A 13493-nucleotide genomic window follows, 5' to 3' on the forward strand; every position below is an offset into this window, starting at 1 on the left:
GTGAGCAAATATGTAAAACCCCGCTATTAACCGCGGTATTAATAGTGTTTGCCAAACGACAGATACACCGCATCAGAGTAATCAGACTCACCCTGCTCGGCCATACCTACGCCAAAATACAGTGGCCCCAGCGGCGTATCCCAGCCCAGAAATACGCTACCCGCCCACAGCCAGTTGGTGGCGTCTGCACCGCCTGAGGCGCCAAACAGATCTTTACGCACCCGGCCGCGCTCCAGTGAGGTGCCCAAATACAGCGGCGCGTTAAAAAATGAGATCTTCTGCTCGGTAAGCCGGTACAGATATACCAGGCTGCCAAACTGGATCTGGCTGCCAAACAGCGAATCGGCCGGGTAACCGGACAAATTCAGAAAACCGCCCAGATTAAACTGCTCCAGGGCAAAACTGTCTTCATCGGTGTTGTAATGATCAAAGCGCCAGCGGGTGCGCAGCGTATGCTGCTGCCAGCTTTTCGCGGCCAGCAGTTCGGTACTGCTGCTTTTGCTGGATACCTCGGTGCCCATGGCATCGTCGTTAAGAAAGCGGTAGTTACTGGCCAAACGGATACCACGGGTCGGAAAACTGCGGCTGTTCAGGGTATCCCAGATTAACTGCACCTCAGGCCCGTTGCGCTGGTAACTGACAGTGTCGCTGCCCAGCTGGCTGGCATACAGGCTGGGCAACAGATATTTACCGTCGCGCAGTGTCCAGCCCAGTTGCAGCCGGGCGTGATCCGAAATATTCCAGCCGGCACTAAGCAGCAGGCCGTTTTCTGTGTTTTTCAGCTCGCCGGCAGATAACGCCTGGGTATCCTGTAGAGGCTGCGTATCGCGCCGGTGATGATAACTGGCTTCAGTATAAAAACCACTGTCGGCCAGCGGCCAGTATAGTTCGGTATGCAGGTATTTGTTGCTGCCAAGTGCCAGCTCAGAGTGCCACTCTGCACCCCAGGGAGACAAATTGCTGCGGGTATAACCGGCAGCCAGCTGGTACTGATGGTTATTGCGAAAATCATCTTCAAACATCAGGCGGAAATTCATATATCCCGGCCCCCAGCTTTTTTCTTCGGCCCGCACCGTTAACAGGGTTTCACCGTTATCGTCTACGGTAAGGTGTTGGGTAACGCGCTCAAAGGTGTCCAGGCCATACATCTGGCGTAAACCGCGGCGGATACTACGCTCGGTATAAAAATCGCCTGGCTGCAGCTCCAGCCGGGCCAGTAACAGCTCATCACTGAGGCGGGAATCATTTTGCAGCGTTATGTGGTCAATTTTAATGGCCGCAGCATCGGCCTTGGCAAACCGGCTGAACCATTCGCGATAGACTCGTTGTGGCTGGCTGAAATCGGCCAGTGCCTGCACAAAACGAATGGCACTTTGCCGCCCTGATTGCACAGCCTGGGCAATATTACCAAAATCCAGCGTGCTGATATTCACCAAATCCGGTTGCAGCAACAGATCGCGCTCGGTCAGCAACTGCATTTGCTGTTGCACCCCGGCCCGCACCAGAAAACTGGTAAGTTGCTCTGTAACACTAAAGGCTGACTCCATCTGCTCGCGGCGCAGCAGCGGCGAATCAATACTAACGGCAATAATGCGGTCTACCCCTAGTTGCCGTGCCACACTGATTGGCAGGTTATTTACCACACCACCGTCTACCAGCAACTTACCGTTTAATTCCAGCGGCCGCACCACGCCCGGAAGACTCATTGACGCCTGAATGGCCTGTACCAGGCTGCCATCGCTGAGAATCACTTCTTCCTGGGTAAGTAAATCGGTTGCCACGGCGCGAAAGGGTACCGGTAAATCATCAAAATGTTTCAGGTTAGCAAAAGCTCCAAAGGTGCCGTGCAGAATTTCCGCCAGCGCCTGGCCGCTTAAAATCCCCTTGGGTAAGCGTACGCCTTGTTCCGATACACCCAGATCCAGATTTACCGGTAAGTCGTCGCTTTTATGTTTGCGCCGCAGCGGCATTTCATCACGGTACACCCGATCACGAAAGCCATCAGCCCAGGGGGTATTTTCCAGCCGGGCAGCAATTTCGCTGGCACTATGGCCGCTGGCATACAAACCGCCAATAAAGGCGCCAATACTGGTGCCCACCACCAGATCAACCGGTATTTGCTGCCGTTCCAGTTGCTCGATAACCCCCAGATGCGCACCACCCCGGGCACCACCGCCGCCCAACACCAACGCCACGCAAGGCCGTTGCTGCTGCCTGGCCTGCTGACAAATATCAGTGGCACTGGCAGCAGGGCTATAATGTAATGTAATAATCAGCAGTAACAATGCCAGTTGTATGCTTAACCCTGTCTTCATTTGCTATCTGTCCGTCTCATTAGCGCTACTTTATCACCAGTTTTTATTTGAGCCTGCTCTGGCTTATTGCTATTGTTAATAAAATTTTCAATTTGGTGTCCAGCATTATGCCTTATTCTTTCGTTGTGGCGCTCCTGTTCGTCGTGCTGTTTTGCTGAACCTTATTGTCGTTTTAATAAACATAGTTAAGCTCTGATGACATTCAGCTCTTTACGCACAAAACTGATACTTATTCTGTTGGTATTGTTAAGCCTGCTGGCAACTGCTACCGGGCTGGCTACGCTTAGCGCGATGAAACGCGACAGTGAATTGCAGGCCGGACATATTCTTCGCGTGGCCAGTAAAGTACTGCGTGAAGCACTGAATAACAGAGCCAGCCAGTTAAGCAGCAGTGTGCAGATTCTGGCTACCGACTTTGGTTTTCGCAATGCGGTAGCCACTGCAGAGCAGGAAACCATAGAGTCGGTGCTGGCCAACCATGGTAATCGTATTAATGCCAGCCTTACCCTGCTGCTGTCGCCCAGCGGCGCTTTACTGGTTAGCTCGGATAGTACAATTAAAGCCGCCGATATAGCGCCGTTATTTCAACAAACACAGGGCCATAATGCCGCTGCGGTGAACGATATTTTGCATTTGGCCGGCCAGCCCTATCAGCTGGTGCTGGCCCCGGTAAGGGCGCCGGCGTTAATTGCCTGGGTTGGCATGGGTTTTCCGCTCGATAGTACCTTAGCCAAACAAATCCGCGGCATAACCGATCTGGATATCAGCTTTGTGGCCAAACAAGCGCAAGGCTATCAGATCTATACCTCAACTCTGGACAGTGTCTATCAGCAACAACTGCCGGCACTGCTGGATACGCTGATTAACGACGCCGGGATCCCACACAATAATCCGCAGCAGGACTATATTTCACTGGCAATGCCACTGGATCAGCAACAGCAGTTATGGGCAGTACAGCATTTATCCAATCAGCGCTGGCTTAGCAGTTATCAGCAGTTTCGCCATCAACTGCTGCTTATTTTCGGTGCGGCGTTATCACTCACCCTGCTGGCAGGTATTATTTTTGCCCGTAGCATTACCCAACCCCTTAAAGCGCTAAGCTATTTTGCCAGGCGCATCGGCCAGGGGTTTGATGAAACCATTCCGGTACGGGGCAACGATGAAGTGGCTTTGCTTAGCCGCACCCTTAGCGCCATGCAGCATGATATACGCCAGCGTGAACAACAATTGCAGTTTAATGCCGAACACGACTCTCTGACCGGCTTATATAACCGCACAGCAGTAGAACGCTTATTGCCAGACCTGCTGGCCAGCAGCGACGGCAGCCTGCTGCAAATTAACATTCAGCAGTTTAAACATATTAATGATGTGCTGGGGTTTAGTAATGGCGATATATTGCTGCAACAGTTAGCAAGGCGGCTAAAACTGGGGCCCGAACTACCGGTAATGCTGGCTCGGCTGGGCGGTGATGAATTTTTACTGGTATACAATACCTTACTAACCGAAGGCCAGGTGCGTGCCAAGCTGGCGGCTTTGGGTGAGGGGTATCAGTTAGCTAACTCGCAAATTAATCTGAAACTTTGTATTGGTATTTATCATTTTTTCTGCCAGCAAAGCAACGTAAATGACGCCCTGCGCCGGGTAGATATTGCTCTGGACAACGCCCGGCAAACACCACAGCGCACCGCTATTTATCTGCAAGGCCAGGATGAAAGCCACCAGCGTGAACTGATGTTGATCCGCGACCTGCCTGAAGCACTGCACAATGGCCAGTTTTATGCTGTGTATCAGCCTAAAATTGATCTCGCTTCACAGCAATGCAGCAGCGCAGAAGCTCTGATCCGCTGGCAACATCCCAAACTGGGCCTGATTGCCCCGGACGAGTTTATTCGTCTGGCAGAGCACTCCGGCAATATCAGCCTGATTTCGGATTGGATGCTACAACAGGTCATCGCGCAAACAGCAAAATGGTGGCAACAAGGGCTACGCTTGCAAATAGCGGTAAACCTGTCGGTACATGATCTGCTAAACCCGGCTTTAGCCGACAATATTAATGCCCAATTACAACAATATAAGTTAAGCGCTGCGGCATTAGCACTGGAAGTTACCGAAAGCGCTATTATGCAGGATGCTGCAACGGTAATAGCCCAGTTGCAACGCATACGAGGCCTGGGCATAACGCTGGCGATTGACGATTTTGGTACCGGCCAGTCATCTTTGGCTTATCTGAAGCAATTGCCGGTGCATGAACTTAAAATTGACCGGGCTTTTATCAAAGATATCGACCATAACAGCAATGATGCCCTGATAGTTGCTGCGACAACACAACTGGCGCACAGCCTGGGCTTTGTTGTTACCGCTGAAGGCCTGGAGAATCAGGCCGGGCTGGCCAAACTGCAGCAATGTGGTTGCGATAAAGTGCAGGGTTATTATTTTTCCCGGCCGCTGCAGGCCGACGCTTTTGCAACCTGGTTACAACACTATACCAGCAATCATCCGCATTGGCTTAATGCCCAAACAGTTAAATAATACGGTATGCTATTAAGCCGCGCGGGTATCCGCTTTAACCAGCTTTGCCGTAATCTTGCGACTTAGCGGCGCAAAAATAAATACCAGCGGAAAAGCACAGGCATGGGCATACAAATAGGCTTTAAGCCAGGCAACAATAAACGCATCAAACCAACCCAAATTAATAAATGTCAAAATGCCTGACATCAGAAATGCCATAAAGCCAGACATAATAAAGGCAAAAATAAACGGCTGAAAACGCATTGGAAACATGAGCCAGGCTCCACACAATAAGATAGGGGTTTGTTTGCATGCGACTTTAGCATAATTCAGTATCATAACGGTTTACCACTCGCCAAAGCGCTGGTATAACGCGCCAGAACAATAACGTCGGCTGCATTAACAGGACAAGATTATGCATACTATGGTTTTTCTCGATACAGACACTATGGGCGATGCCGACTTATCGCCGTTACGCAGCAGCAGTACCCCCCTGCAGTGCTATCCTTACACCACACCACAGCAGGTAGTCAGCCGCTTGCAACAGGCCAGTATTGCTATCGTTAACAAGGTAGAGCTGACGGCAGAGATGCTAAAGGCCTTACCCGGTTTAAAGCTGATTTGCGTTGCCGCTACCGGGGTAAACAATGTGGATCTTGCCGCCGCCCGCCAGCTGGGCATTACCGTCTGTAACGTGCGTGGCTACGCCGACACTGCTGTGCCACAGCATGTTTTTGCGCTGTTACTGCAACTTACCAACAAAGTTCAGCAATACCATCAGGCGGTGCTGGAAGGCAAATGGAGCCGGAGTAAACACTTTTGTCTGCTGGATTACCCGGTAACTGAACTGGCCAATAAAAACTTTGTGGTAGTGGGCTATGGTGCCCTGGGGCAGGCCAGTGCAGCGCTGGCGCAGGCATTTGGTATGCAACTGATTATTGCCGAGCAGCCGGGCGCTACTGCTTGTCGCCCGGGCAGAGTGCCTTTTACCGACGCGCTGGCACAGGCCGATGTAATATCGCTGCACTGCCCGCTGACAACTGCCACCGAAAAGCTGTTTAACGCTGAGGTTTTTGCTGCGGTTAAGCCTAACGCCCTGCTGATTAACACTGCCCGTGGCGGCCTGATTGATGAAGCCGCGCTGCTTAATGCCTTGCAAAACGGTACCCTGGGCGGCGCGGCGCTGGATGTATTAACACAAGAGCCACCTGCACCAGACAATATACTGATCCGCGCCAATTTACCCAACCTGCTAATTACCCCGCATATGGCCTGGGCCAGCGCGGAGGCCCGCCAGCGCATGGTGTTACAGCTGGCAGACAACATACAGGCCTTTATGCAAGGCAGCCCCCGGTATCAGGTGTAGCTGCCGGGGTTAAATAAGGCTAAACTGCGATAAAAATAAAAACAGTTATCATTATGCCATTACGTACTACCCAGCTGTGTATAGCTCTGCTATACATCGTGCTGACGTTTACAGCACAGGCCTCTGAGCGCTTACAACTGCGCTTGAATGAGGCCAGCAGCAATGCCGAACAAGTCAGCAATCAATTGCTGTCGCAACCAACGACATCTTTCAGTAGCGAAGACTGGCTGGTGCTGGGTTTGACGCAGTTGCGTTTGCGTAATAAAGACGCCGCGATGGATGCCGCTGAGCGCGTGCTGCAAAACCCGGCGCCGCCGTATTTACAGGCACAGGCTTACTTATTAAAGGCACAAATTTACGGCATGTTATACCGCGACACTGCCATTGCAATTACCCAGTTGGAACGGGCCGAATTAATACTGCAAAACGAAACCGATCCTTTTAGCCAGCAACTGTACAGCGATGTGCTGCAAAACTTTGCTCAGGCTTACAATCAGTTGGGTAATGTGCAAAAAGCCATTCCTTATGCCGAGCAGAGCCTGGCACTGGCATTAACCGGACAACAGCCTGAGGCTGAACTGAAAGCCCGCATTACACTGGGTAGGCTGGCACTACAAAACAACGCCTATAATCAGGCTTATCAGAATCTTAATCTGGCGTTGCAACTGGCAACCCGGTTAGAGGACGACGAAGCTCTGGCCTCTATTCACTTTCGCCTCGGCATAGCGTACCGCAAAATTGAAGATCACAAACATGCTCTGGCTCACTTGCTGCAGGCAAAAGAACGTTATCAGAAACTGCAGCGCCACTCTAACTATACCTACACCCTGATGTTTATTGGCGAAACCTATCTGGAAGATACCGCTACTGCAGAGCAGGCCAGCCAATATCTGAACGAAGCGCTGACACTGGCCAAACAGCAAGATGATTTACTCCGGGTGGGTATGGCGCTGCAGGGTCTCGGCCGGCTGGCAGTGTTACAACAACATGATGAGCTGGCATTGCAGTATTTTAATGACGCCGTGCAATTATTCCGCCAGCAAAACGTGCAGACTTACCTGTATGAAAGTAGCTTAGCTTTGGCTGAGTTGCTGTTTCGCCGGCAGCAATACGCCGATGCCAATAGCCTGATAGCAGAACTGCTGCCGCATATTCCGCAGTCGGCGGCTTACATACAATACCGCTACAACGAGCTGGTATCTAAGCTGGCGGCACATCAGGGCAACTGGCAACTTGCCTACACCAGCATGCAGCAAGCCAGTACCCAGCGTTTTGAGCAATTTACCGAGCAAAATAAACTGCAACTGGATTTAATTAATAACGGCCTCAGCCAGGTTGCCGCAGCCAGCCAGCACCAAACTGAACTGACACAACTGCAACAGCAATTGCAGCAACAACGACGCTATAGCCAACTGCTGGCGCAGGCAGTACTGGTGTTGTTTCTGGCGGTGGTGTTAGCTTTAGTCTGGCGCAAAAGGCGCAAACCGGTAACTCAAAGCGCCGTAAAACTCACCTCTGCCGGCTGGCACAACTTTTGTCAGCGTACACAACATCAGGCGGCAAAGACCACGCTGCATATCCTGGCGTTTACGCCAGCGGCAATAACAGAGCTAAAATTACAGTTTGGTGAACAACGCTTGCAGCAGGCGGTGCAGACCTTTATACAACAACTGGATTGCAGCCAGCTAGCTGCCAGCTGCGTTAACGATGATGTGCTATGGCTGGCTTTGCATACCGACGACGATACTGCCAAAGCGTTGCAACAACAGCTGTCGGCACAGCTACAGGCTTTGCTGCCGGAGCACTTTGCCAGCCAACCCTTTATTAGCTTAAGGCTGGCATTGCAGCAGTTGTCAGATACGCCCTGGCAACTGGCTGAACTTAACGCCCTGCCTGAAGCTTTCTGGTTAAGCTGGGCACTGGCAGCTACTTTGCCGCCACAGCAGCAGCTGTGGCTACTGGCGCTGCATGGCAAAGCGGCCAGAGCCTGTGAATGGCACAGCAATATGGTACGGCAAGACTTACTCAATGCGATCCGGCTGGGGAGTATTGAACTTAGCTGCAATAACAAGCTGCTGCCCGCCAGTGCTGCTGACGAGCTAACCTGAGCAGTTAACCGGTTATTGCTTTGATGAACTGTGCAACCTAAGTTCTGGCGGCACAGTAAAGCTTTGGCTCTTATGCCGCAGTGGGCAGCTAAAACTAAGCTCAACTGCCTGTAACGCCAGCCCGGTGGTATCTTTATTGCCCTGGCCGTATTGCGGATCCCCCATTACCGGGTGGCCAACCGCAGCAAAATGCCGGCGGATCTGATGCTTGCGGCCGCTGATAAGAGCAACCTCCAGCCAGCTTTGTTGCGCTGCCGTATCAAACTGCAACAGCTGAAAACGGGTAAGACAGGCTTTGTCGTCCAGCGGCAAACTGATTTCGCCTTGTTGTAACAAGCTATCGGGCAGTAGCCCTTTAACCCGGATAACATATTGCTTGCTGATCTTATGCCCGGCAATCAGCTTGCTAAATGCCGCTGCCGCATTTTTACTATGGGCAACAATAACCAGACCACTGGCTTCGCGGTCCAGCCGGTGCAGTAAAAATACCTGGCGTTTTGCGGCAAAATGTTGCTCAATCGCACGCAGCAGCGACAAATGATCGCCCCACTCGTTGCCCTGCGACAACATGCCTGCAGGTTTAAACCACACGCTATACTGCTGCTGATCACTTATCAGTTGCGCCGGCTCACAGCTGCGTTGTAATAGCTCGTCATCATAATGCAGTTGTAGCTGTTGACCCGTTTGCAAGGCTGTTTGCGCACGGCGCAGCCGTTTTTGCGGTTTGCCGCTTAGCAGCACCGCACCTTTACTCATAGCGTCTTTCAACCGGCCTTTTGACAGCTCAGGCACGCGCAGACTAAGTAAATCAATCGCATTTATGCTGCCCTCTGCCACTACAGTGCGAACCAGTCTCATTGCTTTACACATCCTTTACGTTGAAGTTCAGCCAAAATTCATCCCGCCAGCCTGTAATAGTAACAAAGCCTAAGGAGATACCGTTATGAAAAATATCAGCTTTAGCCTGCTAAGTTGCCTGCTGTTGTGGCTTGCTGCGCCAGCCACGGCCAGCACAACTGATAGCAGCACTACCGAGCGGCGCAGTGAGCATAAACCACTGCTAAAAAGTGTAAAAGATACCAAAGTAACGACTCAGGCTTACCAGAGCCATGTCTGGTTTCATAGCGTTGATGTGTTTATCAGCGGCGATCTCAACGCCAACGGTTACTATCACCGGCTGGAAGTTGAACTGGATGCCGATACGTCATTACCCTATCAGCAGGTATTTGCTGAGTTTACCCTGCTGCCAAGCTATGGCGATGAGCGGGTATATTACACCAGCAGTGTATTTGAATTGTACAGGCAAAGCCCTGACGACTGGCTGGCAATTGATACGGTGCTGGAAAACCGTTTTGCGCCAGACGACTATCTGCTGACCATAAGGCTGTTTGACGCAGCAACCGGTTACCTGCTGGCAGAGATATCCGGCTTTGATGATGCCAACCTTGATTATATTCCACTGGAAGATTACAACAGAGACAGCTACATTCGCAGCAGCGTAACGGTTGAAGCATCTGGCGGCGCCACTGGTATCTTGCTGTTGCTGGTATTATGCTTGTTGTCTGGGCAACGTTATCGGGCATTACGTCACCGGAGCTGAATGAAATTTACCCTACTGCTTTTTCTGCTGCTGCCACCACTGTTGGCGGCAGATGCTTTACGTTTTTCCCTGCAACAGGATGATGGTCAGGCCCATTTTCACTACAATTTCAGTGTGGCCGGGCAGGCTCAACAGCTGAACTTTAGCATTGCCCAAACTACGCTAAGCAATCACTTTCGCCAGTTTCGCCGTTTTCAAACTAACGTATTGCAGCAGTATTTATGGCGGGATCTGCAAATGCACATGGCGCAATATCCTAACGTCCGCCTGCAGCGCCAGCCAGACAGCAATGCATTGCGTTATCAGATCGTCAGTGCCGATAACACTCTGCTACCACAACTGCAGCAGGAGCTAAGCCAACTCACAGCTGAGCGCAGCCAGTTCTATTTGCAGCAGGCTTATTATTATCAACTGAGCCTGCCCTGGAGTGGGCTCGCTATTGTGCCCGACCACCAGCGGCTGATGCAGGACAGCCTGAATGACCTGTTACCGGTAGCCAAAGCCTTACATGACAAGCTGGTGAACACCGCCAGCCGGGATACGGTGGCCTATATCAGTAGTTGGCTACAGCAACTGCCCTATCAGGATTTATCTGACCGGCAGAGTTCCAGTGGTAATACTTTCAGCCCGCCGCTAAGAGTGCTGCAGGAAAACCGTGGCGACTGTGATAGCAAAACGGTGTTACTTGCTGCACTGATCCGCATGCTGTTGCCAGATGTAAAACTGGCCATAGTATACCTGCCACAGCACGCCATGCTGGCAGTACAGTTACCAGTTAGCGCTACGGACGAAAAAGTTACCCTAGAGGGTAAAGAGTATTTGCTGATAGACCCTACCGGCCCGGCGCTCTCGGCGCCCGGCCAGATAAGCCAAAGCTATATTATGTATACCCGCAGTGGCAGCTTTGGTTATCGTTTACTCTGAATCCGGTTTTTTTCTGTCATGCAGCTGGTACACCTTATCGAATACTTCGGCCCAGCCCTGCGGAATATGCCGCACACCATGCGCCTGACCAGCAGCCAGCCGGTCAATATGCACAACTAAGCGGCCCACTGCTGATAAAGTACGTTTTTTATAACGTAGTTGTAACGCTACTAATAGCGCGCCCAGCAGTAATAAATACCCTAGCCAGTGCCAGAAAAAAGTCTGCAGACCGGCTGCAAACACATTGGTTTTATGTTCCAGCACCGCCAATGACCAGGGCGTGCTGCTTAAGCGCTGCACCTGCAACATATGCTCATCGGCACGCTGTGGCCGTTTGCTATTGCCCGCGCCGCCTACCAGCTCACCAGACTGATCCAGCAACATAAAATCCAGTTGCGGATACTGGCCGTGTACCGGTGCCAACAAAGCGTCGGTTGCCACCAGGTACAAAAAGCTACCCAGTTTTTTGTCCTGATAACTCAGCGGTACCATCATTGCAGCCTGCTGTGGCGAAAAATGCGAATAAAATACTAAGTCACGTTCAAAACTTAAAGTTTGCGCGGTGTTCTGGCGCCATTTTAACAACTGCTCTGTCAGATAATCCGGCCATTTCACCGCGCCATTGTAAGCAAAACCCTGCTCAGAAAAATAATACAGCCCTTTAACAACCGGTTGCGTTTCGCCGGCCAGCTCAAAATAGGGCTGCAACCTTAACAACATTTGCAACTCCAGATTAAGCGCGGCGTTTTCACTGTACAACGGTAGTTGCTCAGTCTCAGCCGTGAGCACAGATAACACCGGCAGGCTGTTATCGTTTTGTATAGCCGGTAACTGTAGTTTGATCTGTGCATTGCGCCGCAATGCTTCAGCAAATCCCATCAGCGGTAGCAAGGTGCTGTCCAGTTGCTTTACTGCATTATCCAGCTGGCTTTTGCTATGCACCACTTTATTGTCAATAGTCAGCAGGTAATGCCCGGTTGCTCCCACTAGCGACAAAGCAAGCACCAGCAGAGCCCCCAGCAGGCTACTGCGTTTATATTCGGTGTATACAGGGTTTTTCATGCAACTCCTTTGCATGTCCGGAAGGACTTTAGGGTAATAAGAACAAAAAAAGCCTAGTTGAACGATATAATTAGTCAACCAGGCTTTTTATAAACAATACAGACAGGTTACAAATTAGCTTCAGCGAACGACGCCAGACGGCTGCGCACTACACCATTTAAGTTAATGGTGGTACTACCTTCAAAGTTTTTAAATCGTTCCACTATATAAGTTAAGCCTGATGTTACTGCCGTTAAATAGTTACTGTCAATCTGCGATAAATTACCGGAACAAATCAGTTTGGTCCCCTCACCACAACGGGTAATAATGGTTTTTAACTGCGCTGCACTTAAATTCTGACACTCATCCAAAATTACTATCGCATTTTGAATACTGCGCCCACGCATAAAGTTAACTGACTTAAACTGAATATTGGCCTTTTCCATAATGTAATTGACGCTGGCATGCGGATGTTCATCTGTTTTGTGCAACACTTCCAGCGAATCGGTAATAGCGGCCAGCCAGGGCGCCATTTTTTCTTCCTCTGTGCCGGGTAAGAATCCGATAGATTCAGCAATCTCAGGGGTATTGCGCGTAACAATTACTTTGTCATACATACCTTTTTCTATTACCAGCTCCAGTGCAGCAGCCAGGGCAATTAAGGTTTTACCGCAACCGGCCGGGCCGGTCAAAATCACTAAATCCATCTGCGGGTCCAGCAGGGCCTGCATGGCCATAGCCTGATAGATGTTCTTCGGATGAATACCCCAGGCATGGCGGTGCATTAAGCGCTCATAACCAAAATCGAGAATACGGATTTCTTTCTCGGTTATCGCGACCACCTTACCAGCGAAGCCTTCCACCTCATCTATCAGATATTCATTAAGATAAGCATTAGGTAACACACTGCGGCTAACATAATGATAGGTTTCACGACCTTCATTCTCAGTGCGGCACTCGCCTACCTGGCTCCAGAAATCACCGGGAAATTTGTAATAGCCTTTATATAAAAAGCGGACATCATCAATCAGCTGGTCGGTACGATAATCCTCTACCAGTTTTAAACCTGCACCTTTGGCTTTAAGCCGCATATTAATGTCTTTGGTAACCAGAATAACCTTAGTCGGACTTTTTTCCCGCTGCAGGTAAAGTGCGGTATTAATAATTAAGTGGTCGTTCTCGCCGCCGGGTAAACCGGGAATTTCATCAGTGATATGATGATCATTAACAATAAACAGATGGCCGCCCTGCTTTTGTTCTCCCTGCCGCGGCATGGCCACACCTTGCAGCATCTGATCCGGCGATGCATCTTTTAGCACATCCTCCAGCGCCCGAATGGCAACCCTGGCATCACGGCTGACATCTTTATTGCGATCTTTTATATGATCAAGCTCTTCCAGTACTGTCATCGGTATTACAACGTCATGTTCTTGGAAGTTAAGGAAGGCAAAAGGTTCGTGTAGCAGGATATTGGTGTCTAGAACGTAGATTTTTTTATCTTTACTTTTTCTTCGCGCCATACGGGGCTCCTCTTCGCCTGACACAGGCCTATACCAGTGTCATAAAACAAGCATAGTGCAACTGATAAACTTTGCCTCAGCTTATGCAAAAATTTACTGTAACTTCAGCCA

The 13493-nt window shown here is 50.5% G+C and carries 10 protein-coding genes; 5 read left to right on the forward strand and 5 right to left on the reverse strand.

The features are described from left to right. Positions 1–38 precede the first annotated feature (38 nt). The gene (locus tag BLW68_RS17255; RefSeq protein ID WP_092796032.1) at positions 39–2315 is read right to left on the reverse strand and encodes a patatin-like phospholipase family protein; all 2277 of its coding nucleotides are present in this window, start codon (positions 2313–2315) and stop codon (positions 39–41) included. 195 nt (positions 2316–2510) lie between these two features. Between BLW68_RS17255 and BLW68_RS17260 the strand changes: the two genes are divergently transcribed. Next, on the forward strand, positions 2511–4844 hold the full coding sequence (locus BLW68_RS17260) for a putative bifunctional diguanylate cyclase/phosphodiesterase (RefSeq protein WP_092796035.1): 2334 nt from the start codon (positions 2511–2513) through the stop codon (positions 4842–4844). A gap of 12 nt (positions 4845–4856) precedes the next feature. Here the strand turns inward: BLW68_RS17260 and BLW68_RS17265 are convergent, their stop codons facing one another. After that, entirely contained in the window at positions 4857–5096 is a 240-nt protein-coding gene (locus tag BLW68_RS17265) for a DUF2798 domain-containing protein (RefSeq protein ID WP_092796037.1), read from the reverse strand. Between the two features lie 142 nt (positions 5097–5238). Here BLW68_RS17265 and BLW68_RS17270 point away from each other — a divergent pair, with 142 nt between their 5' ends. Together BLW68_RS17270 and BLW68_RS17275 are read left to right on the forward strand one after the other, a co-directional pair. Beyond that, positions 5239–6189 (forward strand): D-2-hydroxyacid dehydrogenase, encoded by a 951-nt coding sequence (locus tag BLW68_RS17270; protein ID WP_092796038.1) that lies wholly within the window; start codon positions 5239–5241, stop codon positions 6187–6189. 53 nt (positions 6190–6242) lie between these two features. Continuing rightward, positions 6243–8297, forward strand: coding sequence for a tetratricopeptide repeat protein (locus BLW68_RS17275; RefSeq protein WP_092796040.1), 2055 nt, complete (start codon positions 6243–6245; stop codon positions 8295–8297). A gap of 12 nt (positions 8298–8309) precedes the next feature. Here the strand turns inward: BLW68_RS17275 and BLW68_RS17280 are convergent, their stop codons facing one another. Continuing rightward, positions 8310–9155 (reverse strand): RluA family pseudouridine synthase, encoded by an 846-nt coding sequence (locus BLW68_RS17280; RefSeq protein ID WP_092796042.1) that lies wholly within the window; start codon positions 9153–9155, stop codon positions 8310–8312. 85 nt (positions 9156–9240) lie between these two features. Between BLW68_RS17280 and BLW68_RS17285 the strand changes: the two genes are divergently transcribed. Both BLW68_RS17285 and BLW68_RS17290 read left to right on the forward strand, forming a co-directional pair. Next, positions 9241–9897: a choice-of-anchor H family protein gene (locus tag BLW68_RS17285; protein ID WP_092796045.1), complete on the forward strand. Its 657-nt coding sequence runs from the start codon at positions 9241–9243 to the stop codon at positions 9895–9897. Then, a complete protein-coding gene (locus tag BLW68_RS17290; RefSeq protein ID WP_092796047.1) occupies positions 9898–10821 on the forward strand; it encodes a hypothetical protein in 924 nt (307 codons plus the stop codon). It abuts the gene before it with no gap. On the opposite strand, the gene BLW68_RS17295 is transcribed toward BLW68_RS17290, so the two are convergent. Both BLW68_RS17295 and BLW68_RS17300 read right to left on the reverse strand, forming a co-directional pair. Then, positions 10813–11883 carry a hypothetical protein gene (locus tag BLW68_RS17295; protein WP_092796049.1) on the reverse strand — a complete coding sequence of 357 codons (1071 nt, stop codon included), beginning with the start codon at positions 11881–11883 and terminating at the stop codon, positions 10813–10815. The genes BLW68_RS17290 and BLW68_RS17295 overlap by 9 nt on opposite strands. Positions 11884–11990: 107 nt before the next feature. Next, complete coding sequence (locus tag BLW68_RS17300) at positions 11991–13382, reverse strand: PhoH family protein (protein WP_092796051.1); 1392 nt, start codon at positions 13380–13382, stop codon at positions 11991–11993. Positions 13383–13493: the final 111 nt, after the last annotated feature.

Source organism: Rheinheimera pacifica (assembly GCF_900108485.1).
Classification (GTDB): Bacteria; Pseudomonadota; Gammaproteobacteria; order Enterobacterales; family Alteromonadaceae; genus Alishewanella; species Alishewanella pacifica.